Source organism: Undibacterium sp. Ji50W (genome assembly GCF_049340445.1).
GTDB lineage: Bacteria > Pseudomonadota > Gammaproteobacteria > Burkholderiales > Burkholderiaceae_D > Undibacterium.
Window position 1 is genome coordinate 1 of the sequence record NZ_JBMPOX010000023.1, and the last position, 23,433, is coordinate 23,433.

A 23,433-nucleotide genomic window follows, 5' to 3' on the forward strand; every position below is an offset into this window, starting at 1 on the left:
GTATCATTTGTTGAATTACCCATTCCTTTTGTTCTGCCGTATAGCGTACTCGTTTCATCTTACTCTGCCTTTCGCTCTCCAACGGGTTAGATTTCTGATGACGCGACATCTATCCTGACATGGAGGGTGAACCCGGAAAGTAAAAAGTGAGCAATGAGCGAGATTATTTTAGAGCGTGTCTTTGGATTGCAGGGACGTATCTTATTTGATACTCATACTGGCTGTGTGAAGCCTACCGAAAATTCAAATTGGCATAATGTATGTGGCAATTCCAGTGTTCTAGAATCTGCCATTGCAGCACTTTACGTTGAAGAGGGAAGTCTATATTTTCAGCTAAATGCTAATCGTTGGAATATCGCTTCCCCAACACTTAGTATGAAATATTGGCACGTATTTGACAAAAAAAGTACGATATTTTCAATTGAGGAGATTCAAATTGAATTTCCTTCGTGGTGGCGAGACGACCCATGTTTCGAGCAAAATATACCGGAACATGACGAAGCTGAAGACTATCTGGGATACATTTTCGCAGTCTGGCAGAACAAGCAATTACAGCTAGCTCTAATCAATCGATGGAGTAGCGAATCAGACTTCAAGTCCTAGCAATACGGGGCTAGATTGCCGATAAAAATATGCGTCTGAAAAATACCTGCGTAAATCCTTTGCACAATCCGCTTTTCAACAAAAATCAATTTCATCCTCACGCCGCCCATTGAAATCAGGTCTGATGAATAGCGCACCACAATTTTGGTGAGCCAACACTCACCATCAGCCCCGGTGGGAATTTAAAGAATGTGCAGACAGCATGCGCAAAGCAAAAATCATTGATGCAGACATTACAGCAGCGGGTTGACCAATTCGAATGCATACTCAGAAGGCACTTCTCCTGAGAAAACACCTGTTACTGCCATATCAAATCTCTCTTTGAATGCATACATATCGTCAGTGCTCATGTTGACGATTTTAAAAACATCATTCTTATTAAAATGTGCAGCGAATAAACGATCAACATTCGACTGTAGCCTGACTATTGCCGAGGCAAATTCTTTATCAACTGAATTCAAGTTTTTTAATTTATTTGCGGCCAGCACAAGATCCTTATGCAGCATCCAGAAAGCGTTTTTATCCCAGATCCCGTGTTCAGTTAACTGCTCATAAAAACTGCCTTCCCAATTTGCATTGCCTGGCAAATTACGGAAAATATTTTTAAACATGGAGACTTGCACAGTAATTTCCTATTTTTTTTATAATCGCTTGCCGACGCCTCATTTATCCCGCAACAGCAAGCGATTGATTTCGCCTGATTTTCTTCCTGCCAGTATGGCCAGGTTCAGTTTCTGTATCCACGCGTCATACTGGGGCGACATGGCAGCGAAATGCAGGTCGTCTATTAGCAGCGGTTTCGGCAATACCTTGAAACTCTGTTCGATGGCTGTTTCCACCTGGCTGGTTTCAATGCGCAACAGGCGTATCAACAACTGTTCCACTTGTTCAGGTTGTGAGCGGCGGTCGCCAAAGACCATGACATCCATTCTTTTGTTCAGCAGTTTTTTCAGGCGGGCCCCATGCGAGCTGACATCTTCTTCCACTTGAAACAGAACATTGCGCAGGCTGTCAAATTCATCGCCATAGCTGGCACCACGGACCACGCCCACGGTCTTGCCTCTGAGGTCTTGCATATTGTTGAAGACGAAGCTGGCGTCACTGCGTGTGACCAGCCAGACATAATTGGCATAGATGGCTTCAGAAAAATGGAAAGTCGCCAGGCGTTCGCGATTTTTGGATAAACCGAATACGATACCTTCACCGTTCCTGGCATTGTTCAACAGACGTATCCAGGGATAGCGGCGAATCTCAAAACGCACCCGCAATTCACGTTCAAAATAATTGAGCACCTGGCGGATTTCTTCGCGTATCGGTACCAGATCACCGTCTTCATTACGCAATTCCCTGATCAGCAATACCAGCGGCTTAGCCAGCTTAGCCGACTTGTCTGTTTCTGTCGCCCGCAAGGCAGATGCTGGCAGCAGGGACAGGCACAGAAAGGCAGGAAGCAGCAGCAACAAATACCTGAGCGCAGTGCGGTAACACCGGTGAAAACCGCTTGATGATGTCGACCTGCGCATAAGCACCTCGCTTTGTTGCTGGCCCTGTTTTCAGGCAAATTTTTCCAGCAGGGAAGCAAGGCGGCGGGTACTGGCGATGGCTTCTTCCGTGGTTTCGGCTGTTTCGGCATGCGTGACCACGGCACTGGTAAGGAAGGTCACGAACGAACGGTCCAGCGCCTTGCGTGCTGCCGACATTTGCTGGGCCACTGCTTCACAATCCGCCGGTACGGCTGCCTTGGCGATCAGTTTTTGCACACCACGCAACTGGCCTTCAACACGCGCCAGCCGGTGCAACAAATCTTTCTTTTGCTGATCATTCAAGGCCGTACCCTGGACTATTTTCAGTGGGGGCGTATCTGCCACGATCATGCTCCTTCGCTATAGTTGATGTCCAAAACGACAGAGTTTTGCATACTCCACTGAGTATCGTAACACCAATCAGGCGTGGCGCGGAAACCGGATATGCACGCGCAGGCCATGAGCAGCGGTTTTATCGTTGCCGGTATCAGACATGTCGCCGGCATTGGCCTCATTCTCAGCATCAACATCAGCAGCCTTGCCTGCATCGCCCAGCACGATGTCGCCCCCATGCAGCTTGACAATGTCATAGACGATGCATAAACCCAGGCCAGTGCCGCCGGGGTTCAGCACACTGCTGCTGGCCGCACGGTAAAAGGGTTCAAACACTTTTTCGCGTTCGGATGCGGGTATGCCAGGCCCGCTGTCTTCAATTTCTATCATTGCCTGTTCATCCTGCCTATACACGCTGAGGACGATGCGCCCCTGCTCCGGGGTATAGCGGATGGCATTGTCGAGCAGGTTGCTGAGCATCTCATGCAGCAGCAAGGCCTGGCCCCTGAAAGGCACGTCATCATCGGCCTCCAGCGCCAGGTCGATCTGCTTGCGCACGGCGGGCATGGCCAGTTCCAGGCAAACCTGGCGTGCCAGCTGGTTGAGTGACAGGTCTTCCATCTCGGCCGCCGCCGCCCCATGGCCGGTACGTGCCAGCGTCAGCAGGCGGTTTGCCAGGTGGACCGTGGCATCGGTGGTCTGGGCGATGCTTTGCACGATCTGGCGCATGGCGACCGGGTCATCCTCGCGCAAGGCCAGTTCAGCCTGGGTTTTCAGGACAGTGAGCGGGGTACGCAACTGATGCGAGGCATCGGCGATGAAACGCTTCTGGCCATTGATCAGGGTTTGCAGCCGCGCCATATAGCCATTCATGGCATTCACCAGAGGGCGGATTTCCTTGTGCACCAGGCTAGGGTCAAAATCCGACAGATCGGTAGGCTCGCGTGCTTCGACATCGCCACGCAACTGCATGATCGGTGCCAGCACGAAACGCAGGGCAACCCATACCATCAGCGCCACGGCCAGCACCAGCGTGGCCTGGCGCAGCAGGGTGTCGATCAATATCTTGCGTGACAAGCCACGGCGGGCATCCAGGGTTTCGCCGACTTCGATCAGGGCAATGCCGCGCATCTGGTCGTCATACACCGGCTGGTGCAGGGCGGCGATGCGCACTGCCTGGTCCTGATAATCGGCATGAAAAAAATGTACCAGCGCCGGATAGATTTCCGAGCGCGGTACATTCTTGGGCAGGTCAGGCAAATCTTCATAGCCGGATACAAACTCACCATTGACACCGGTGACCTTGTAATACAGACGCCCCAGGGTGTCGGTTTCAAAACTGTCGAGTGCCACATAGGGCACGTTGGCGACGACCTTGCCATCCACGATCTCGACTCTTTCTGCCAATGCCCGGGCGGAAGACAGCAGCGAACGGTCATACGCCAGATCGGCCGCGTCCAGCGCATTGCGGTACACAGAAAAAGCATTCAGGGCGACCAGCAACACCAGGGGAATCAACAGCCAGCGTAAAAACTGGCCGCGCAGGCTACCAAGGCGTTCTGGCGATGACATCAGCGTGCTTCCAGCAAATAGCCTATGCCACGCAGGGTCACGATCACCACCTTACCGGCACTGACACTGTCGAGTTTCTTGCGCAGGCGGTGGATATAGATTTCTATGGCATCCAGATTCGCATCATCATCCAGGGCAAACACTTCATCAAACAGCTTGTCCTTGGATACCGCCTGGCCGGGGCGACTGATCAGGGCTTCCAGCACTGCATATTCACGCGGCGTCAGTGACAGGGCCTGGCCATCGTAATGAAACTGGCGTGTGACGGTATCAAAACTCAGGGCACCGCAAGTCAGGGTAACGGCTTCATTGCCCTGGGCGCGGCGCAACAGGGCCTTGACCCGCGCTTCCAGTTCGGCCAGCTCAAAGGGTTTGGGCAGGTAATCATCGGCACCGGAATTCAACCCATGCACGCGGTCATTCAAGCCACCTCGCGCTGTCAGTATCAGCACCGGTGCCTTACTGCCGCGTGCGCGCATGCGCTTCAATACTTCCAGCCCATCCATTTTCGGCAGGCTGAGGTCGAGGATCACCAGTGCATATTCCTGGGTATGCAGCAAGGCGTCGGCGTCGGCACCATTCTGCGCAGTCTCCACCGTCAGATGGGCATCGCGCAAGGCCTTGGCCAGCCAGTGGGACAACTCAATATGATCTTCAACCAACAGGATGCGCATAATTTACCATTGTTATCGATGCCGCCAGATTGCGCGGCCAATCAGGAAAACCCGATTGCCGGGTAGCGTGCTTGCCATGCTTGTACTTTTGCTTGCACTTGTCGATATTGTATATCCGCCTGCCGCCTGGCGGTGCACATGCGCATGCCTGCCTATGTTAACGGGTTTATCGCCTGACCAAGTCTGTTGCTGCTGCCATTCACCACACCGCGTTTTGTCAACAAGCCGGGTGCACGCAAGCTGCAAGCCGCTGTGACCGCCAACTGTCACCGCCAAATATGACAGGAAGGACATGAAACTGGATGCTGCAGTTGCACAAATCGCCGCCACCACCCCACAAGCGGTCTTGATGGTCTGCACGCCTTCAGCTTCTGCTGACTTTATCGGCCAAATACAGAAAACCGGGCAAAAACCACGTTTTTAATGCTGTCCAAGATCAAATCTGATGAATTCTTCAAATCTTTGGGGGACAATGCGCTGAAACCACACCCTAACAGGTGAAAGCGTACTGAAAGATTCATTTCGGTATGATCCATGCAATCAATCAAACATGGCCTCATCATGCAACTGCGGCGCAACCCTCTGGCACTGATACTGGCAAGCCTGCTTGTCAGTCTTCCCGTTGCCGCGGCACGCCCAGCGGCCAAGCAGGCCAGCGCTGAACAGGCCATATGCCTGGTGCCAGCCAAACCCGGTGGCGGCATGGACCTGACCTGCAAGTTGGCGCAGACAGCCTCTGCCGACCATCAGATGCAGATCAATTATTTGCCCGGTGGCGTCGGTGCCATCGCCTGGACCACCATCATTTCGCAAAGAAAAGCCGAAGCTAATACCCTGGTTGCCTATTCCGGCGGTTCGCTGTTGAATTTGGCCGAAGGCAAATTCGGTAAATCCGACGCCAGCAATGTGCGCTGGGTCGCTGCCATAGGCACCGACTACGGCATGATCGCGGTACGCACGGACTCCCCCTATAAAAACCTGCGTGAGCTGATGGATGCCATCAAGAGCAAGCCTTCCCAGATCGCCATCGGTGCCGGTGGTACCGTCGGTAGCCAGGATTGGCTGAAGATGGCACAAATCGGCAAACAGGTAGGCATCGATTCAAAAACCATGCGCCTGGTCGCATTTGAAGGCGGTGGTGAATCGTTTACAGCCTTGCTGGCCGGCCATGTGCAGGCAGTATCCGGCGATGCCTCCGAAGCCAGCCTGCATGCGCGGGATGGCAAGATACGGGTGCTGGCGATCTTGTCCGATGCGCGCCTGCCCGGCCCGCTGGCGAATGTACCCACTGCCCGCGAGCAGGGCTTCGATGTCACCTGGCCGATTATTCGCGGCCTGTATATGGGCCCGCAGGTCAGTGATGCCGACTACCAAAAATGGGTCACGCATTTCCAGCAAGCCCTGAATACACCTGCATTTGAAGAACAAAGAAAAATCCACGGCCTGTTCCCCTTCGCCATGACCGGCAAGGAACTGACCGATTACATCAACAAGGCGGTCGGCAATTACCGCCTGCAGGCAAAAGAATTTGGCATGGTGCGATAACACAGCAATCGCCCCATAACGACAAATGATCAGACAGTATCTAACCCAGACAAAAAAACAGGAGAAGACAAATGAAAGCAACAAACTACTTCGTCAAGAGCATGGCAGCCCTGGCGGTTGGCAGCATCATGATGCTGAACGCCCAGGCCCAAGCCCAGGCACCGGCTGGCTACCCGGCTGACTATAGCAAGATCGTCGACGGCGCAAAAAAAGAAGGCAAGCTGGTCATCTATAGCGCCACCGATACCAAGGCGGTAGAACCGCTGCTCAAGGATTTCCACACCATGTATCCGGATGTAGTGGTCGAATACAATGACATGAATTCCACCGAAGTCTACAACCGCTATATTTCTGAAATGGCTGCCGGTGGTAACAGTGCCGACCTGATGTGGTCATCTGCCATGGATTTGCAAACCAAGCTGGTCTCCGACGGCTATGGCCTGGTATATGCATCGCCAGAAATCAGCGGCATACCGAAATGGGCAATCTGGAATAATTCTGCCTATGGCACCACCTTTGAGCCAGCGGTTTTTGTCTACAACAAACGTCTGGTGACAGCGGATGAAGTACCAAAAACTCACGCCGAATTTGCCAAGCTCATCAACAGCAAGCTGGATAAATTCAAGAACAAGGTCACCACCTACGACATCGAAAAATCAGGTGTAGGTTTCATGTTCATCACCCAGGACAGCCGTGAAAACAAGGAATTCTGGGAATTGGCCAAGGCTTTTGGCAATGCCGCCGTACGCGTGCAATCATCTACCGGCACCATGCTGGAACGCATTTCTTCCGGCGAAAACCTGCTGGGCTATAACATCCTTGGTTCGTATGCATTGGTACGTGCTGCCAAAGACCCTTCCATAGGTGTGCAGATCCCTAAAGATTACACCCTGGTGCTGTCCCGCGTGATGTTCATCAGCAAAGCCGCCAAGCATCCGAATGCGGCCAAACTGTGGCTCGACTACACCCTGTCCAAACGTGGCCAGACCATGATCGCGAATGAAGCCCGGCTGTACGCCATACGCGCCGACGTCAAGGGTGAAACCACCTATTCTGACCTGGCCAAACTGATCGGTATCGGCCTCAAACCATTGCCTGTCAACCCGATGTTGCTGCAATACCTGGATCAAAATAAACGCCTCGCTTTCCTCAAGCAGTGGAAAGAAACTGCAGGCAAAAAATAAAGCTGAGGCACGGTGCATGCTTGCAGTAGCACCGTGCCAGCCGGTTCTTCCTGTGGGTCTTTTTTCCACACTGTCTTTTTGCAATCCGACTGAATCTCAACCCTTGATATTGGGCCAAGCATGAGCACCCTGAGTCTACCTCCGCGTGGCAGATGGTCACAACTGAACTGGCCGCGTGGCCTGGTTGTGACGCTGACACTGCTGGCGATTTTTACGCCACTGTCACTGATACTATTCCAGAGTTTTTTGAACGCCCCTTTCTTTTCACCGGTAAAAGAACTGGGCCTGGATTCTTATCGTTTCATTTTTGATGATCCTGATTTTCGTGAGGCATTCTGGAATGGTCTGATCCTGGCCTCTGGTCTGGCAGGTATCGCCGTCCCGCTCGGTGCTTTGCTAGCCTTCCTGATGATACGCACCGACTTGCCGGGACGTAGCTGGATAGAACCCATGCTACTGGTACCGATTTTTGTGTCGCCCATGGTGATGGGTTTCGGCTATGTGGTGTCGATGGGTCCGGTTGGTTTCTACACCTTGTGGGTCAAGCAGTTGACCGGTGTTGAACCATGGAATATTTACTCTTTCTTCAGCATCGTCATGATTGCTGGCCTGACCCACGTGCCACACGTCTACCTGTATTCATCTGCCGCGCTGAAAAGCCTGGGCTCGGACGTGGAAGAAGCAGCACGGATCGCCGGTGCTTCACCTTTCCAGGTGGCGCTGCATGTCTCCCTGCCGATGATCATGCCAGCGCTGGCCTTTGCTGCCGTGCTGGTGTTTTTCCTGGGCTTTGAAGTCTTCGGCCTGGTGCTGGTGCTGGGTGATCCGGAAGGCCATCTGGTGCTGGCAACTTATCTGTACAAACTGACCAACAAGCTGGGTACGCCTTCGTATCACCTGATGGCAGCAGCAGCAGTCTGCCTGGTGGCGGTCACCATGCCATTGGTCATGGTGCAGCGCTGGTTGCTGAAATCGGCCAACAAATATGTATCGATCAAGGGCAAGGGTTCACGCCAGAAACCGCTGCCACTGGGTAAATGGAAATGGCTGGCCTTTGCCGTACTGGCCGCCTGGCTGATCTTTACCATCGTCTTGCCACTGTCCGGCATCATCCTGCGCGCCTTTGTTTCTTACTGGGGTGAAGGGGTGAAACTGGCAGACGTGGTCACACTTCAGCATTTCCGCGACATCCTGGAACAACCTTCGCTGATGCGCGGCATTTTCAATACCGTGCTGATCGGTATCATCGGTGGTGCGCTGGCGGTGATCTGTTATGCGGGTATTGCCTTGGCCATGCACCGCAAGCCGGACGGCATTACCCGCCTGCTCGACTATAGCGTGCTGGTACCACGTGCCATTCCTGGTTTGCTGGCCGGTTTGTCCTTTCTCTGGGTATTCCTGTTTGTGCCAAGCTGGCTGGAAGGTGGCCTGAAGGGTTTTGACAATGCCTTCTGTGTCTGGCTGATCGAAAATGTCATTCCGCAGTTGCGGGCTTTGCGTTCCACCATCTTCTCGGTCTGGATTGCGTATTCCGTGGTGTGGATGGCATATGGTCTGCGCCTGATTTCCACCGCCCTGCTGCAAGTCGGGCCGGAACTGGAAGAAGCCGCACGCGCCGTCGGTGCCAGCCGTGGCCAGGTAACGCGCGATGTTACCCTGCCGCTGGTCAAATACGGTTTGCTGGGTGCCTGGCTGATGGTATTCCTGATTTTTGAACGTGAATATTCAACCGGCGTGTATCTGCTGTCGCCGGGTACTGAGGTGATCGGTGCACTGATCGTGTCATTGTGGGCGGGCGGTTCGGTTGATCTGGTGGCGGCCTTGTCCTTCATCAATATCACCCTGGTCGCCATCGGTCTGGGTCTGGCACTGCGCTTTGGCGTCAAGCTGAGCCACTAAGCTGTCACTAAGTTGCTACCACCCATCAACACGACACCCTATAAAAACGAGAGAACATTATGTCTGAACTGAGCGTACAAGATTTAACCCTGGAATATGGTTCCGGCGCGACCGCCAACCCCATCCTGAAAGGGGTATCCATGAATTTGCAGCGTGGCGAAGTGGTCGCCCTGCTGGGCCCTTCGGGTAGCGGTAAAACCACCTTGCTGCGTGCAGTAGCCGGGCTGGAATCGCCCAAGACCGGCACCATCACCCTTGGTGAACGTGCCATCTTTGATGGTGCCAGGAAACTGGAAGTGCCCGCAGAACAGCGTAACCTGGGGCTGGTGTTCCAGTCGTATGCGCTGTGGCCGCACAAAACCGTGTTTGACAATGTGGCCTATGGCCTGAAATTGCGCAAACTGAGCACCACCGATATCGCCGCCAAGGTCAAGGATGTACTGGGCCAGCTGGGCCTGGGTCATCTGGGTGAGCGCTTCCCCCATCAGTTATCCGGCGGCCAGCAACAGCGCGTCGCCATCGCCCGTGCGCTGGTATATAACCCACCGGTCATCCTGCTGGATGAACCACTGTCTAACCTGGATGCCAAACTGCGTGAAGAAGCCCGTGCCTTCCTGCGTGAACTGATCGTCAGGCTGAACCTGTCGGCCCTGATGGTGACCCATGACCAGGGTGAAGCGATGGCAATTTCAGACCGCATCCTGTTGCTCAACAACGGTGTGATTGAACAGCAGGGCACGCCACAAAGCATGTATGAAACACCGAACACCCTGTTCACGGCCGAATTCATGGGCAGCAATAACAAGCTCAAAGGTAAAGTCGTACAACGCGACGGCGACGTCGCCACGGTACAGGTCAGGGGCACACAGTTGAAAGCCATCGTCCGTGGTCAAAACCTGGGTGAAGAAGTGACCGCCATCATCCGTCTGGAAAAAGTCAAAATCGCCGACAGCCAGACTGAAAATGCTATCAAACTGCCATTGACCACCTGCATGTACCTGGGTGACCGCTGGGAATGCCTGTTTGGCCACGCCGAAGATGGCTTGCGTGCCTATTCGCCATTCAAGCTGGATCAGGGCGAGTATTACCTGCAACTGGATGCCGACAAGCTCTGGCTGTATTAAGCAATACTGCAGCAGATGCAAAACCCCCGTGCGACCATCCGGCCACGGGGGTTTTTCTTTTTCATGCTCAGTAAAATTTACGCGACGTTTACGATGCAGCCCCTGTTTTTTAGAGAATCTTTATACCTCAACTGCTAATCTTGAACTGTGTCAAACAGCCAGAGATTATCCATGAACCAGCATACCAGGGTGTCGTCGTCAACACGCTACCACTACCTGAATGAAGATTTTACCGATGCCTTGCAGACATCGAAGCGAGAAAAATTCCTGTTCGAAGATGCCGGCGAACGCAGGCAAGGCAACCAGACTATACCCGTCATCAGTTATCGCAAGGCACCGGTATTAAAGCAGGATGACTTCATCATGCGCATTACCGTGGATGCCGCTGCCATCACGGAACTGCGCCATCTGATACTCAGGAACTGTGGTGACCTGGTGCTTTTCATGCGGGTCAAACCGGTCGATCATGCCAGCAAGATGAAGGTCTGGCTGTGTCTGAGAAAATCGTCCGTGGACACCATCATCAGCCATATCATGCGCGCCCTGCCCAAGGCAGAGTTCGGCAAGATCACACCACTGTTACCGGCCTGAACCTGGCTTGAGCCACTTGCCAGAGCCATCTGCCCAAGCGTCTTTTCAACAAGCATTTTTAAAACTATCATGTCCCAATTTGAAGGCATCTGGGTACCCCTCGTCACGCCTTTCCGGCAGGGTGAGCCCGACTATGACCAAGCGCAGCTACTGGCCCAGCAACTGATACTAGCTGGCGTACATGGCCTGGTGGTCTGTGGCACAACGGGTGAAGCCGCCTGCCTGCACGAGTATGAACAGGCACACATGCTGGCGGCCATACTGGAAGTGACAAAAAATACCTGCCCGGTGCTGATGGGCATAGGTGGCAGCGATACCCGCGTACTGACAGAAAAAATCCGTCGCTATGACGACCCGCGCCTGACAGGTTTCCTGGCCAGTGCACCGGCCTATGTACGTCCGGCGCAAGAGGGTATACGCCTGCATTTTGAAGCCCTTGCCACGGCAACCGACAAGGCGCTGGTGCTGTACAACATTCCCGCCCGCACCGGCGTGAATATCGATCTGGGTACCTGCATCGCCTTGCAAAAACACAGCAACATCGTCGCCATCAAGGAATCTGCCGGTCTTGCCACGCAATTGTCCGGCCTGATCAACTGCACTGGCCTGAAGGTATTGTGCGGAGATGACGCCCTGCTGTTTGACGCCCTGGGTCTGGGTGGGCACGGTGCCATTTCCGCCGCAGCCCATGTGCGACCAGATCTGTTCGTAGCCCTGTATGAACTGATGCGTGCCGCCCGTTATGCAGAAGCAAAGCTCTTGTTCGAACAATTGCTGCCTTTGATACGCCTGCTGTTTTCAGAACCCAATCCGGCACCGGTCAAGGCTGCACTGGCCTTGCAGGGGTACATCCATGATGAACTGCGCTTGCCAATGACGCCGATGTCGCTGGCAGGTAAAACGAAACTGGCAGATCTGCTTGACAGCCTGGCGCATGTATCCGGACATGGCCCGCATCATTCAATAGCCGCGGACCATAGCAGACGTGCCGTGCTGAAATTGCTGAGCTGAATGCTGGAACCGCAGACATTTTTGAATCTATCTTCTTCCATCAAATACCATGATCATCACCATTGCCGACGGCGCCGGTGGCGCAGCCAAATCCATTCTTGCTGACAACCTGGCAGCCCTGAGAACACTCGCAGGCCACAAGGTCATATTGCTGGACAACGATCCCCAGCTTGCTTCGCTGAAATGGAGTTGTGAACGGCGCAATAATGGCCATACTGTTCCCATCACTGCCAGAAAAATCAGCGGCAAGGGCCTGCAGCCAGAGCTGGAAAATTTGCGCTGCCACTACCAGGACATCGTCATCGACAGTGCATCCCGCGATTGCATGGGTAGCCGTTCGGCCTTGCTGGCCGCCCACGTAGCGGTGATTGCGGTTGACCTGGATCAACTGGATCAATTGCATGAAGAAGAATTGTTGCAGCGTGTAGAAAAAGCATGTGCATGCAACCCCGGCTTGCGCATTATGGTGGTGATGAGTTCGGTCCACGTCCAGCCCTCATCCGAAAAAATAACCCTGGTGCGCAATTTCTCGAAAAAATTCAAATCTGCCCAGTTATTTGCCAGGGTCATTCATTCCGGCTATGCGCTACAGCTTGCCTATCGCGACGGTTTGTCGATCAGCGAATATCTGCCCGCCGATCATCTGGCGGTAACAGGCATGCAGGAATTATTTGGTGCCGTGTTTGCGGCACATTGAAACACTGCTTGCCAGAAGCCCATCCATAGCTTCTGCATGCTCCCTTTGTTTTTGACCTTGCTGATGCTGCGCTATCCTATGGTACTCAATCCTCTCTTTCAGACCATACCCCCTCCTGCTTTACTTGCCGGCCTTGGTCTGTTGCTGCTGGCGTTGCATATGTTGTCACACCGGTGCAACCTGTGCCGCTACCTCATGGCCACCGTCGTGCTTGCCTGCCTGTTGTGTCTGGCCGCGATGCAGACGAAAGAGATACTAGAAATATTCACGGCCTTGGCTTGCGCCATCTGCACGGGCATGTTGCTGGCAGGGGTCAGCAGTCTCATGCAAGGATCGCCATATCGCTACCGCTTTGCCATCGCCGCCACGGCAGCCAGGCATTTCTGCGCTTTTGTGCTGGCGGCCATTGCCGTACACCACATCCTGACGGGAATACGTCAGCTCTTGCTCACATGAGCTCACATGAACATTTCTGACAGAAGTACAGCATGCTGTTAAGTCTGGTCTCTGCCAATGGTGCCAGCCCGCATGCAAGCCCATATGCCAGCCTCTACGCCGGTCTTGCTACCGCCATCGCACAACGCCGTGCCCAGATGGGCAGGAATGTATTATTGCTGACGCAGTGCATGCCAGACAAACAGGCCAATCAATACAAAAGACCCACGGAAAACCGGATGTGGCAGGCAAGAGAAATGAAAATCGCCGCCACTATCCGCACTGTCCACAGCGATGCCCTGATGGCTGAATTGGCGACCGCCAGACAAACCGGTTACGATGTCATCGCGGACTTGCAGCAAGCACATACAGATGTCGCCCTGCATCTCCTGGCCGAAAGTCATCTGCTGGTTTTTCATGTACAGACCGCATTATGGAACCGCGACCGGCAGACCAGGATGATGAAATGTATTCGTGCCGCAAGAGAGAAAAATCACTCACTACCCGTGCTGTTCATACTTGATGACATCAACAGCAAGACTGGACAAGATCTGGTCAACGAACTGACGCGACAATTACACGATATCCGTTTCCTGCTGGCCAATACGTCTCCCGATCTGACGCTGGCTAGTATCTATAAAAGCATCTTTCTACCTGCTGCTGTACCAGTATCAATGCCAGCCTGATACTTGAATCTTTGCGATCCAAGGTATCAGGCCACATCAAACCAACAAAAACAGAAAGATCAGAAAGTCTTGCTGAGCATTACCACCACAGCAGTCTTGCCCAGAAACTTGCCAATCGTCGGCGACGCATAAGCAACTTCACTGGCATTGGTCCCTATGACTGCCAGGGAAGCCGTAAGTACGCCGAAATCCTTGCTGACGCCCAGTTTCCAGTCGGTGTAACTGGCGACACCTGTGTTCTTCACTTGCTGGTGACCAGCGTGCAGGTTCAGGGTCAGGCCGCTGCTGATGTTACTGATATCGATATTCGCGCCCAGATCGAGATAGCCGCTATTCTTGCTGTCGGCAAAACCGAACAGGTTGGTGACTGAATGCGAATACTTGGCATACGCAGGGCCGTACGATAGCTGTCCGTAAATTTCTGTAGTATTGGCACTGACTGCCAGGCCATTCGATGGGTAGACATAGCTCAACACACCGACGTCATAGCTGACATCCTTGGCGATTTCGCCGCGCTTGCCGGCATACAGGTCGATTTCCACATCGCCACCACCACCAGCATCCTTGGTCCATTTGATGCTGGACGCCCAGGTACCCGCATAAAAACCGCTGGGATTGTGGGTGTAATCGGCACCGCCCTGCAAGGCTGGCTGCAAACGGGTTTGGGAAATACCGCGATAGCGATAATCGGATGTGACGGCGGCATTGAAACTGACTTCATTGTCAGGCTTGGCATCTTCTGCAGCGGCGATGCCGGTAAAAAATACGCTGCTGATGGCGGCTGCCATGATCAATTTCTTCATACTACTTCCTCTCATGATTAAGAACGTGTTTACGATCTGTAGCGAGCGAGCGTCAGCGGGGCGAAGAGCCGCGCAAAAAGCGGAATGTACTCTAAGTACATGAGCATTTTGAGCAGCGCATGAGCCCCGATCACGCTCGCGCAGTAAGATCGTAAGCACGTTCGAAGGACGGTTCGTCCTGGTTGGTGCCAATGTCAGCAAACCACATCAGGGTGTGTTGATGGCATCAGTCACATTAAATTTCAGGTCTTGCAAAAATCAGGGCGCAAGAATCCCCTCCGGCGAACTGGTAGCCAGTGCTTATTGCAGGCGTCTTGTCAGTTTTTAATTTGGCAGAAGGAGTCGATAGCCTATGGCTGTCTCCGTCAGCAAATAGCGCGGTTGCGCGGGATCGTCTTCCAGCTTATGCCGCAAGTGGCCCATGTAAATGCGCAGGTAATGTCCGTTCTCGGCATGGCTGGGGCCCCACACCTCACGCAGTAATTGTGGGTTGGTGACGACCCGTCCGACATTGGTGACCAATACCATCAGTAGCCGGAATTCTGTCGGTGTCAGTTTCACCATCTGGCCCGCCTTGGTCACCAGGCGTGCTTTCATATCGACCTTGACATCACCAAACTGCAGCACGCCGTCGAGGCCGATACCGGGCTGACGTTGCCGCCGGAAAGTGGCGCGTACCCGTGCCAGCAGTTCACCGACACCGAAAGGCTTGCTCAGGTAATCATCGGCACCGGCATCCAGGGCCTTGATCTTGTCCTGTTCACTGACACGGGCAGACAGCACAATAATTGGCACGCTGGACCATTTGCGCACGTCGCGGATAAAGTTGAGGCCGTCACCATCGGGCAAGCCCAGATCAAGCACGATCAGGTCAGGCTGGCGGGTACCGGCATCCACCAGTCCGCGTTGCAGGGTGGCGGATTCGAAGACCTGCCATTCTTCCTCTTCGAGGGCACTGCGGACAAAGCGACGGATTTGTGGCTCATCTTCCACCAGCAGGGCGGTGGGGGTGCTGACCAGTGTGCTTACATGTGTGCTTGAAGGTGTGCTTAAGTTGCGAGTCATGATGCTGTAATCAGTTTCTGTTCATCAGGTTCACGTTCAGGTTCAGGCATGGCCGGTGGGGTGCCCAATGGCAAACTGAACACGATGCAGGCACCGCCGTCGGGTGAATGACCGGCCCCCATGCTGCCGCCATGCGCGCTGACGATGGCGCGGCAAATCGCCAGACCCAGGCCCACACCTGGCAAGGCAGATTCACGTTCGCCACGGGTAAATTTTTCAAATACGGCTTCTTCACGGCCAGGCGGCAAGCCGGGGCCATTGTCGGCCACTTTGACTTCGAGCCGCTCACCGTTGACCTGGGCAGCGATGGTGATCAGGGACGCGGGCGGGGTATATTTGGTCGCGTTTTCCAATAGATTGCACAAGACTCTTTCTATCAATACCGCATCAAAATTGATCAGGGGTAAATCGCGGGCCAGCCGGGTTTCCACCTTGTGCTGCTGCAACTGGAAGGCACAGATGCGCAAGGCACTGCCGACCACTTCTTCAAACGGTTGCCACTGCAAATTCAACCTGACTTCACCGCTTTCTATTCTCGCCATATCCAGCAAATTGGTGACCAGGGCGCTCATGCGCAGGGTTTCATCGCGCAGGGCCTGGGCCATCTTCAATTGTGCATCCGCCAGGGCCGGTTTCGACATCGCCAGCGATTCAGATATACCCACCAGCGAAGTCAGTGGCGTACGCAAGTCATGCGACAGCGCTGCCAGCAGGGAATTGCGCAGGCGTTCCGATTCCATATGGATCAGGGCATTCTGTGCCACTTCGATATAGTGCACACGTTCCAGCGCAATCGCGGCCAGGGCGGCAAAGGTATCCAGTTGCTGCCTTTGTTCGGGGATCATGATCCAGCGCCGGCTTTCCGGCTGTATGGCCAGCAAGCCACGAGTGCGCATGGGGGCCACCAGCGGCAGGTAAAAGAAATTACCGGCGGGCAGGGTATCGGTCCCTATGCCTGCCGCTTCCACCTTGTCAAAGGCCCATTGTGCAATGCCTATGTCCAGACCCGGCACAGCCGTAGCCGGTGCCTGCAAGCGCCCGGCCTCGTCTGGCAACAACAAGGTCGCCTGGGCACGGAACGCTCTTTGTATGATGACTTGCGTAGTTTCGGAAATTTGCTCTGCCAGCAGCACACCGGACAGATCACGTGCAAATTCATACAGGGCACGGGCGCGGGATTCACGGTGTGAAGCCACCCGCGCCTGGTAGCGCAAATCGGCTGTCAGGTGACCGGTAATCAAGCCGACCACCAGCATCACGGCAAAGGTCATCAGGTATTGCAGATCACTGACGGCAAAAGAAAAACGCGGTGGCACAAAAAAGAAATCGAATACGGCAATACCGATGACCGTCGCCACCACCGAAGGGCCACGTCCAAAACGCACGGACACCAACACGACCGTCAGCAAGAACAGCATCGCAATATTGACCAGATTGAACATGTCAATCAGGGGGGTGGCGACGAGGCCGGTGAAGATACTGGCCAATGCCGCAAACACATAGCGCCAATGGCGCGGCGGCACCCGCGGGCTGGCATACTCAGTGGGTCGTGACGCTGTGCTGTCCCTGTGGCTGGCGGATTCGGCAACGGCATTGGTGGCCTGGCCCACCTCGATCAAATCGAGATCCGGCGCATAGGCGGCGATGCGCTGCAACTGCGACGCCCGGTGCCATTGCAAATGCCAGGTGCGTTGCTGCTGGCGCCCCAGGACGATGCGCGAAAAATTATGGCTGTGGGCATAATCGACGATGGCCTGGGCAATATCCTTGCCGGTCAGCACCGCCGTACTGGCACCCAGGTCTTGCGCCAGTTTCAGGTTTTTCAGGATACGTTCGCGTTGTGCCGACGGCAGGCGCTGCAAGTGGGGTGTTTCCACATACACGGCATGCCATTCGGCATTCATCTGGCTGGCCAGGCGGGCAGCACTGCGTACCAGATGGCCGGATTCTGCCTGTGGCCCGACGCAGGCCAGCAGGGCGGCATCGGTCTTCCAGATGGCACCTATGGATTTTTCTATGCGATAGGCCTGTACATCATCTTCTATGCGGTCTGCAGTGCGACGCAGGGCCAGTTCACGCAAGGCAATCAGGTTACCCTTGCGGAAGAAATTCTGCGCCGCGCGTTCGGCCTGCTGCATTTTGTACACCCGGCCTGACTTCAGTCTGGCCAGTAATTCGTCGGCGGGTATATCCACCAGCACCACTTCATCGGCTTCGTCAAACACCTTGTCGGGCAAGGTCTCGGCCACGCGTATGCCGGTGATACCGCCTACCACATCATTCAGGCTTTCCAGGTGCTGCACATTCACCGTGGTAAACACATCGATGCCGGCCGCCAGCAATTCATCCACATCCTGCCAGCGTTTCGGATGGCGTGAGCCGGCAGCGTTGGAATGTGCCAGTTCATCCATCAGTATCAGGGCCGGGCGACGCTGTAGCGCTGTGTCGATATCAAATTCTGTGAGCGTCTTGTCGCGATGGGCAATGGCGCGCGGTGGCAAGACTTCCAGTCCCTCCAGCAGGGCTGCGGTTTCATCACGGCCATGGGTTTCAATCACACCGATCAATACTGGCTGGCCTTCGGCGATCAGCTTGCGGGCAGCAGTCAGCATGGCATAGGTTTTACCCACACCGGCAGATGCACCGAAATAGATCCTCAGGCGGCCCCGGGTAGCACGCCTTTCCTGCTCCTGCACGTGGGCAAGCAAGACATCGGGGTCAGGACGCTGATCGCTTTGATTGGCCATAAAGTAATGAATTGTTGAATAGAAACCGTAGATAATTCAGATTATCCTTTTTTATCCAGTGCCAGGTTCAATTCCAGCACATTTACCCTGGCTTCGCCCAGCACGCCAAAAACCGGCTGTTTGCCAAATTGCTCGATCAGGGTATTCACCTGTTTCAATTCCAGTTTGCGTTCACGCGCTATGCGTCCAGCCTGATAATACGCTGCTGCCAGGCTGATGTCAGGGTCCAGCCCACTGGCCGAGGCGGTGACCAGATCCACCGGTATTTTTGCGGTATTGCCAGGGTCTGCCGCTTTCAGTGCATCGATACGGCCTTTGACGGCATCGGTTTGTGCCGGATTGGTGGGGCCAAAGTTCGACCCACTGGATGCCAGTGCATTATTCGGCATGGGACCGGTGGCCGATGGCCTGCCCCAGAAATAGCCGGGCGAAGAAAAAGCCTGGCCTATCAGGGAAGAACCGACGGTCTTGCCGTCGCGCACGACCAGGCTGCCTTCTGCCTGGTCATGGAAGGCGAGTTTGCCTATGCCTGTCATCGCATACGGATAAATGACACCGACGATCAGGGTCAGGCCGGCAAACAGGGTCAGGGCCGGACGCAGGGTTGAACTGATACTGCCAGAACTGACGCTGTTAGAGCTGACGCTGTTAGAACTGATACTGCTAGTCATGATGATTTCCTTTTTCTGGGTAATGGTGAACGCTGATCAGGCCAAATGCAGCAAAGCCAGAATGACGTCAATCAGCTTGATGCCGATGAAGGGCAACACGATGCCACCCACGCCATAGATCAGCAGATTACGACGCAATAACAGGGATGCACCGATGGCCCGATATTTGACGCCTTTCAGGGCCAGCGGGATCAGGAACACGATGATCAGGGCATTGAAGATCACCGCTGACATGATGGCTGACGACGGGCTGGTCAGGTGCATGATGTCCAGCGCCTTCAACTGTGGATACGTGGCGACAAAGGCGGCCGGGATAATCGCAAAGTATTTGGCGATGTCATTGGCAATCGAGAAGGTGGTCAGGGAACCACGTGTCATCAGCATCTGTTTGCCGATTTCCACAATTTCCAGCAACTTGGTGGGATTCGAATCCAGGTCCACCATATTGCCGGCCTCTTTTGCCGCCTGGGTGCCGGAACTCATGGCAACGGCAACGTCAGCCTGGGCCAGGGCCGGTGCATCATTGGTGCCGTCACCGGTCATGGCCACCAGCCGGCCTTCTGACTGGTAACTGCGTATCAGTTTGAGCTTGTCTTCTGGTGTGGCTTCTGCCAGAAAATCATCGACGCCGGCTTCCGCAGCAATCGCAGCAGCGGTCAGCTTGTTGTCACCCGTGATCATGATGGTTTTGATACCCATGCGGCGCAGTTCGGCAAATCTTTCCTTGATGCCGCCCTTGACGATGTCTTTCAGTTCTATCGTACCCATGACCTTGCCATCATCCACCACCACCAGCGGTGTGCTACCGCGACGGGAAATATCTTCCACCACCCGCGATACCTCGGCAGGAAATGGACGGCCCTTGGATTCCACATATTTTTTGACCGAATCGGCCGCACCCTTGCGTATTTCACGCTCGGCTATATCAACACCGCTCATGCGGGTCTGGGCGGTGAATTGCACGAATGTGGCATGCAGTGATGCCATTTCACGTTCGCGCAGGTTACAGCGCTGCTTGGCAAAAATGACGATACTGCGGCCTTCCGGGGTTTCATCGGCCAGCGATGCCAGTTGGGCAGAATCGGCCAGTTGTGGCAGGGTGATACCGGGTGCCGGGAAAAAATCCGAAGCCTGACGGTTACCCAGGGTAATGGTGCCGGTTTTATCCAGCATCAGTACATCGACGTCGCCTGCGGCTTCCACTGCACGGCCAGAAGTAGCGATGACGTTTGCCTGCATCATGCGGCTCATGCCGGCGACACCAATGGCTGACAGCAAGCCACCAATAGTGGTAGGTATCAGGCAAACCAGCAGGGCAATCAGCACCGTGATGGAAATCGGGGTAGAGGCAATACCGGCTGCCTTGGCGGCATCCACACTGAACAGCGAGAATGGCAGCAAGGTCACGGTGACTGCCAGGAAGATGATGGTCAGGGCCACCAGCAAGATGGTCAGCGCAACTTCATTCGGTGTCTTTTGACGTTTGGCACCTTCCACCATGGCGATCATGCGATCGATGAAGGCTTCACCCGGATTCGACGTGACTTTCACTACCAGCCAGTCAGACAACACGCGGGTACCACCCGTCACGGCCGAAAAGTCACCGCCGGATTCACGTATCACCGGTGCTGATTCGCCGGTAATCGCGCTTTCATCCACGGTGGCCACGCCTTCGATAACTTCACCATCGATAGGGATGACATCGTTCGCTTCGACCAGCACCACATCGCCTTTGCGCAAGTCATTGGCAGGTGCTGGCAACCAGCTCGTGCCGTGTTTTGGTATTGCCAGTTTTTTGGCCATCACGGTTTGCTTCAATGCGCGCAGCGACGCTGCCTGGGCCTTGCTGCGGCCTTCTGCCAGGGCTTCGGCAAAATTCGCAAACAGCACGGTGAACCACAACCAGACCGAGATGGCGAGGATGAAACCAGGACTGGCTTCCCCTTGCCCCATCAGCGCTTGCACGAATAAGGCGCTGGTGATGATGCTGCCGACATACACCACGAACATCACCGGGCTGCGCAATTGCGTGCGCGGACTCAGCTTCTTGAATGAATCGATGACGGCTGGCAGTATGAGACTGGAATCAAATAAGGACAGGCGTGGCTTGCTGCCAGCAAGACTGTCCATCGTTTTTTGTACACTGGTACTAGACATGAAAATCCCCTTAAACTACGTGTGAGCCTGAAGAGCGCGGTGAAAAACATGGTATTCACCGCGACTCTGATTCAGGCATCCGCTTTATTTCGACATGAGCTGCAAATGTTCGACTACCGGTCCCAATGCCAGCGCAGGTACATAGTTGAGTACGCTGATAAGGACGACGGTACCAACCAGCAAGGCGATGAACATGGGTCCATGCGTGGGCATGGTGCCGGCATTCGCCTCCAGGCGTTTCTTGCCCGCCAGTGAACCGGCAATGGCGAGGATGGGAACGATCATGGCAAAACGGCCAAACCACATCGCTATCGCCAGCAAGATGTTATAAAACGGCGTATTGGCGCTGATACCGGCAAAGGCACTGCCATTATTGTTGGCAGCCGAGGTAAAGGCATACAGCACTTCAGAAAAGCCATGCGCACCCGGATTCAGAATACCGGCCTTGCCGGCTTCCGCCATCACTGCAATCGCGGTGCCTGCCAATACCAGTACCGGTGTCACCAGGATGGCGATGGAAGTCATCTTCATTTCATACGCCTGGATTTTCTTGCCCAGGTATTCGGGTGTACGACCTATCATCAGACCAGCAATAAATACTGCCAGTATGGCGAAGATCAGCATGCCATACAGGCCACTGCCGACACCACCAAACACCACTTCACCGAATTGCATGAGGACGATAGGAACCAGGCCACCGACCGGCATCAGGGAATCATGCATGGCATTCACCGCACCGCAAGAAGCTGCGGTGGTAATCGCCACGAACAGACTGGAAGCGCTGATACCGAAGCGGGTTTCCTTGCCTTCCATATTGCCGCCGGCCTGCAAGGCAGAGCTGGCCTGGTCGACATTCAGGGATGCCAGTACGGGATGGGCCTGCTGTTCCGACACCATGACCGTCACCGTCATCACGACAAACAGGATAGTCATGGCTGCCAGCACCGCCCAGCCCTGGCGCATATCCCCCACCAGGCGACCAAAGGCAAAGCAAAGCGCTGCCGGGATCAGGAAGATGGTTATCATCTGCATGAAATTGCTCAGGTAGTTTGGATTTTCATACGGATGTGCAGAGTTGGCATTAAAGAAACCGCCACCATTCGTCCCCAGCATCTTGATCGCTTCTTGCGAAGCAACCGGCCCCATGGGCAAGGTTTGTACCGATGTTGTCAGGGTTTCCATGACCGCTGCACCTTTGTCATCTTTCAGCGGCTGGCCATCGGTGCCCAGCTTGGGCTGGCTGTAGGTGACAGGGTCCAGCAACTGCACGTCTTTATAGCCCGAAAAATTCTGGATCACGCCCTGTGCCATCAGGAAGACAGCAAAAATGACCGACAGAGGCAGCAGCAGATACAGGGTGGAACGCGTGATATCGGTCCAGAAATTGCCTATGGAGCTGGCAGAGTGACGGCTAAAACCGCGTATCAGCGCAAATACGACGGCGATACCGGTGGCCGCAGAAAAGAAATTCTGCCCGGCCAGTACCAGCATCTGGGTCAGGTAACTCATGGTGGATTCGCCCACATAGCCCTGCCAGTTGGTATTGCTGACAAAACTGACGGCATTATTGAACGAGGAATCAACACTGACATTGGCAAAACCCTGGGGATTCAATGGCAACCAGAGTTGCAGGCGCTGCACCACGTACACGGCCAGCGCACCCAGGGTATTGAAGACGATCAGCGCAATCACGTACTGCTTCCAGCCCATGCCGATATCATTTTTAGCATCAGCTTTAATGCCGGCCAGACGATACAGACCTTTTTCCAGCCAGGTCAGCCAGCCCATGCCGGGAACAGCGGCCTTGTCATCGGCGATTTTGGCGATCAGCAAACCCAGGGGGTAAGACAGCACCAGCAACACGCCGAGAAACAGCAGCAATAACACTATGGCTTGCGTAGTCATCATAGCTCCTCTGCATTCAACAAGGCGATTACCAGATACACAAACAAGGCGGCAGCCACCACCGTGCCGATGACGTAAAACGTGTTCATGCTTTTGCTCCCAATTTGTCGCAGGCCTGTATCAAGGCCCAAACCAGCAGGAAAAAAACAAGCAACCCGCCGACATATAAAATTTCCATCAAATAATCCATGTGCTTCCCCATTGATTT

Annotated in this window: 24 protein-coding genes; 11 read left to right on the plus strand and 13 right to left on the minus strand. The window is 54.4% G+C overall.

From position 1 onward, the window contains the following. Positions 1-153: 153 nt before the first annotated feature. Entirely contained in the window at positions 154-603 is a 450-nt protein-coding gene (locus ACO0K9_RS23365) for a hypothetical protein (protein WP_422988952.1), read from the plus strand. Between the two features lie 233 nt (positions 604-836). Here the strand turns inward: ACO0K9_RS23365 and ACO0K9_RS23370 are convergent, their stop codons facing one another. The 5 genes from ACO0K9_RS23370 to ACO0K9_RS23390 all read right to left on the minus strand — a co-directional run bounded on the left by ACO0K9_RS23370 (position 837) and on the right by ACO0K9_RS23390 (position 4,705). Then, positions 837-1,226: a hypothetical protein gene (locus tag ACO0K9_RS23370; RefSeq protein ID WP_422988954.1), complete on the minus strand. Its 390-nt coding sequence runs from the start codon at positions 1,224-1,226 to the stop codon at positions 837-839. Positions 1,227-1,265: 39 nt separating this feature from the next. Continuing rightward, complete coding sequence (locus tag ACO0K9_RS23375; RefSeq protein WP_422988956.1) at positions 1,266-2,063, minus strand: substrate-binding periplasmic protein; 798 nt, start codon at positions 2,061-2,063, stop codon at positions 1,266-1,268. A 93-nt stretch (positions 2,064-2,156) separates the two neighbouring features. Then, positions 2,157-2,471, minus strand: a complete 315-nt coding sequence (locus tag ACO0K9_RS23380) for a metal-sensing transcriptional repressor (RefSeq protein WP_422988958.1) — start codon at positions 2,469-2,471, stop codon at positions 2,157-2,159. A gap of 75 nt (positions 2,472-2,546) precedes the next feature. Further along, positions 2,547-4,031, minus strand: coding sequence for a sensor histidine kinase (locus ACO0K9_RS23385; RefSeq protein WP_422988960.1), 1,485 nt, complete (start codon positions 4,029-4,031; stop codon positions 2,547-2,549). Then, positions 4,031-4,705: a response regulator gene (locus ACO0K9_RS23390; RefSeq protein ID WP_422988962.1), complete on the minus strand. Its 675-nt coding sequence runs from the start codon at positions 4,703-4,705 to the stop codon at positions 4,031-4,033. The genes ACO0K9_RS23385 and ACO0K9_RS23390 overlap by 1 nt, the downstream gene beginning before the upstream one ends. A 292-nt stretch (positions 4,706-4,997) precedes the next feature. Between ACO0K9_RS23390 and ACO0K9_RS23395 the strand changes: the two genes are divergently transcribed. The 10 genes from ACO0K9_RS23395 (at position 4,998) to ACO0K9_RS23440 (ending at position 13,877) form a co-directional block, all read left to right on the plus strand. After that, the gene (locus tag ACO0K9_RS23395; RefSeq protein ID WP_422988964.1) at positions 4,998-5,129 is read left to right on the plus strand and encodes a hypothetical protein; all 132 of its coding nucleotides are present in this window, start codon (positions 4,998-5,000) and stop codon (positions 5,127-5,129) included. Positions 5,130-5,239: 110 nt separating this feature from the next. Beyond that, entirely contained in the window at positions 5,240-6,250 is a 1,011-nt protein-coding gene (locus ACO0K9_RS23400) for a Bug family tripartite tricarboxylate transporter substrate binding protein (protein WP_422988966.1), read from the plus strand. A 101-nt stretch (positions 6,251-6,351) separates the two neighbouring features. Then, entirely contained in the window at positions 6,352-7,434 is a 1,083-nt protein-coding gene (locus ACO0K9_RS23405) for an ABC transporter substrate-binding protein (RefSeq protein WP_422989125.1), read from the plus strand. Between the two features lie 120 nt (positions 7,435-7,554). Beyond that, positions 7,555-9,333, plus strand: a complete 1,779-nt coding sequence (locus ACO0K9_RS23410; protein ID WP_422988968.1) for an ABC transporter permease — start codon at positions 7,555-7,557, stop codon at positions 9,331-9,333. A 59-nt stretch (positions 9,334-9,392) separates the two neighbouring features. Continuing rightward, positions 9,393-10,457 (plus strand): ABC transporter ATP-binding protein, encoded by a 1,065-nt coding sequence (locus tag ACO0K9_RS23415; RefSeq protein ID WP_422988970.1) that lies wholly within the window; start codon positions 9,393-9,395, stop codon positions 10,455-10,457. A gap of 171 nt (positions 10,458-10,628) precedes the next feature. Further along, entirely contained in the window at positions 10,629-11,048 is a 420-nt protein-coding gene (locus ACO0K9_RS23420; protein ID WP_422988972.1) for a hypothetical protein, read from the plus strand. Positions 11,049-11,117: 69 nt separating this feature from the next. Beyond that, the gene (gene dapA / locus ACO0K9_RS23425) at positions 11,118-12,059 is read left to right on the plus strand and encodes a 4-hydroxy-tetrahydrodipicolinate synthase (RefSeq protein WP_422988974.1); all 942 of its coding nucleotides are present in this window, start codon (positions 11,118-11,120) and stop codon (positions 12,057-12,059) included. A gap of 49 nt (positions 12,060-12,108) precedes the next feature. Beyond that, positions 12,109-12,756, plus strand: coding sequence for a hypothetical protein (locus tag ACO0K9_RS23430; RefSeq protein WP_422988976.1), 648 nt, complete (start codon positions 12,109-12,111; stop codon positions 12,754-12,756). A gap of 36 nt (positions 12,757-12,792) precedes the next feature. After that, positions 12,793-13,212, plus strand: coding sequence for a hypothetical protein (locus tag ACO0K9_RS23435; protein WP_422988978.1), 420 nt, complete (start codon positions 12,793-12,795; stop codon positions 13,210-13,212). A 32-nt stretch (positions 13,213-13,244) separates the two neighbouring features. Then, entirely contained in the window at positions 13,245-13,877 is a 633-nt protein-coding gene (locus ACO0K9_RS23440; protein ID WP_422988980.1) for a hypothetical protein, read from the plus strand. 59 nt (positions 13,878-13,936) lie between these two features. On the opposite strand, the gene ACO0K9_RS23445 is transcribed toward ACO0K9_RS23440, so the two are convergent. The 8 genes from ACO0K9_RS23445 to ACO0K9_RS23480 all read right to left on the minus strand — a co-directional run bounded on the left by ACO0K9_RS23445 (position 13,937) and on the right by ACO0K9_RS23480 (position 23,415). Beyond that, complete coding sequence (locus ACO0K9_RS23445; protein ID WP_422988982.1) at positions 13,937-14,680, minus strand: TorF family putative porin; 744 nt, start codon at positions 14,678-14,680, stop codon at positions 13,937-13,939. Between the two features lie 324 nt (positions 14,681-15,004). Then, complete coding sequence (gene kdpE / locus ACO0K9_RS23450; protein WP_422988984.1) at positions 15,005-15,745, minus strand: two-component system response regulator KdpE; 741 nt, start codon at positions 15,743-15,745, stop codon at positions 15,005-15,007. After that, the gene (kdpD, locus tag ACO0K9_RS23455) at positions 15,742-18,492 is read right to left on the minus strand and encodes a two-component system sensor histidine kinase KdpD (protein WP_422988986.1); all 2,751 of its coding nucleotides are present in this window, start codon (positions 18,490-18,492) and stop codon (positions 15,742-15,744) included. The genes kdpE and kdpD overlap by 4 nt, the downstream gene beginning before the upstream one ends. Positions 18,493-18,533: 41 nt before the next feature. Continuing rightward, positions 18,534-19,106, minus strand: coding sequence for a potassium-transporting ATPase subunit KdpC (gene kdpC, locus ACO0K9_RS23460; RefSeq protein WP_422989127.1), 573 nt, complete (start codon positions 19,104-19,106; stop codon positions 18,534-18,536). A 93-nt stretch (positions 19,107-19,199) separates the two neighbouring features. Next, positions 19,200-21,320, minus strand: a complete 2,121-nt coding sequence (kdpB, locus tag ACO0K9_RS23465; protein ID WP_422988988.1) for a potassium-transporting ATPase subunit KdpB — start codon at positions 21,318-21,320, stop codon at positions 19,200-19,202. Between the two features lie 84 nt (positions 21,321-21,404). Then, positions 21,405-23,225 carry a potassium-transporting ATPase subunit KdpA gene (gene kdpA, locus ACO0K9_RS23470; protein WP_422988990.1) on the minus strand — a complete coding sequence of 607 codons (1,821 nt, stop codon included), beginning with the start codon at positions 23,223-23,225 and terminating at the stop codon, positions 21,405-21,407. Next, positions 23,225-23,314, minus strand: a complete 90-nt coding sequence (gene kdpF, locus ACO0K9_RS23475) for a K(+)-transporting ATPase subunit F (RefSeq protein WP_422988992.1) — start codon at positions 23,312-23,314, stop codon at positions 23,225-23,227. Before kdpF ends, kdpA begins: the two co-directional genes overlap by 1 nt. Further along, entirely contained in the window at positions 23,311-23,415 is a 105-nt protein-coding gene (locus ACO0K9_RS23480) for a potassium ABC transporter ATPase (protein ID WP_422988993.1), read from the minus strand. The genes kdpF and ACO0K9_RS23480 overlap by 4 nt, the downstream gene beginning before the upstream one ends. Positions 23,416-23,433: the final 18 nt, after the last annotated feature.

Excerpts from the sequence above, each read along its gene's own strand:
- ACO0K9_RS23365 (WP_422988952.1), top strand. The coding sequence starts at position 154 with ATGAGCGAGATTATTTTAGAGCGTGTCTTTGGATTGCAGGGACGTATC.
- ACO0K9_RS23385 (WP_422988960.1), bottom strand. The coding sequence starts at position 4,031 with ATGTCATCGCCAGAACGCCTTGGTAGCCTGCGCGGCCAGTTTTTACGC.
- ACO0K9_RS23390 (WP_422988962.1), bottom strand. The coding sequence starts at position 4,705 with ATGCGCATCCTGTTGGTTGAAGATCATATTGAGTTGTCCCACTGGCTG.
- ACO0K9_RS23395 (WP_422988964.1), top strand. The coding sequence starts at position 4,998 with ATGAAACTGGATGCTGCAGTTGCACAAATCGCCGCCACCACCCCACAA.
- ACO0K9_RS23400 (WP_422988966.1), top strand. The coding sequence starts at position 5,240 with ATGCAATCAATCAAACATGGCCTCATCATGCAACTGCGGCGCAACCCT.
- ACO0K9_RS23405 (WP_422989125.1), top strand. The coding sequence starts at position 6,352 with ATGGCAGCCCTGGCGGTTGGCAGCATCATGATGCTGAACGCCCAGGCC.
- ACO0K9_RS23410 (WP_422988968.1), top strand. The coding sequence starts at position 7,555 with ATGAGCACCCTGAGTCTACCTCCGCGTGGCAGATGGTCACAACTGAAC.
- ACO0K9_RS23415 (WP_422988970.1), top strand. The coding sequence starts at position 9,393 with ATGTCTGAACTGAGCGTACAAGATTTAACCCTGGAATATGGTTCCGGC.
- ACO0K9_RS23420 (WP_422988972.1), top strand. The coding sequence starts at position 10,629 with ATGAACCAGCATACCAGGGTGTCGTCGTCAACACGCTACCACTACCTG.
- dapA (WP_422988974.1), top strand. The coding sequence starts at position 11,118 with ATGTCCCAATTTGAAGGCATCTGGGTACCCCTCGTCACGCCTTTCCGG.
- ACO0K9_RS23430 (WP_422988976.1), top strand. The coding sequence starts at position 12,109 with ATGATCATCACCATTGCCGACGGCGCCGGTGGCGCAGCCAAATCCATT.
- ACO0K9_RS23435 (WP_422988978.1), top strand. The coding sequence starts at position 12,793 with ATGCTCCCTTTGTTTTTGACCTTGCTGATGCTGCGCTATCCTATGGTA.
- ACO0K9_RS23440 (WP_422988980.1), top strand. The coding sequence starts at position 13,245 with ATGCTGTTAAGTCTGGTCTCTGCCAATGGTGCCAGCCCGCATGCAAGC.
- ACO0K9_RS23445 (WP_422988982.1), bottom strand. The coding sequence starts at position 14,680 with ATGAAGAAATTGATCATGGCAGCCGCCATCAGCAGCGTATTTTTTACC.
- kdpE (WP_422988984.1), bottom strand. The coding sequence starts at position 15,745 with ATGACTCGCAACTTAAGCACACCTTCAAGCACACATGTAAGCACACTG.
- kdpD (WP_422988986.1), bottom strand. The coding sequence starts at position 18,492 with ATGGCCAATCAAAGCGATCAGCGTCCTGACCCCGATGTCTTGCTTGCC.
- kdpB (WP_422988988.1), bottom strand. The coding sequence starts at position 21,320 with ATGTCTAGTACCAGTGTACAAAAAACGATGGACAGTCTTGCTGGCAGC.
- kdpA (WP_422988990.1), bottom strand. The coding sequence starts at position 23,225 with ATGACTACGCAAGCCATAGTGTTATTGCTGCTGTTTCTCGGCGTGTTG.
- kdpF (WP_422988992.1), bottom strand. The coding sequence starts at position 23,314 with ATGAACACGTTTTACGTCATCGGCACGGTGGTGGCTGCCGCCTTGTTT.
- ACO0K9_RS23480 (WP_422988993.1), bottom strand. The coding sequence starts at position 23,415 with ATGGATTATTTGATGGAAATTTTATATGTCGGCGGGTTGCTTGTTTTT.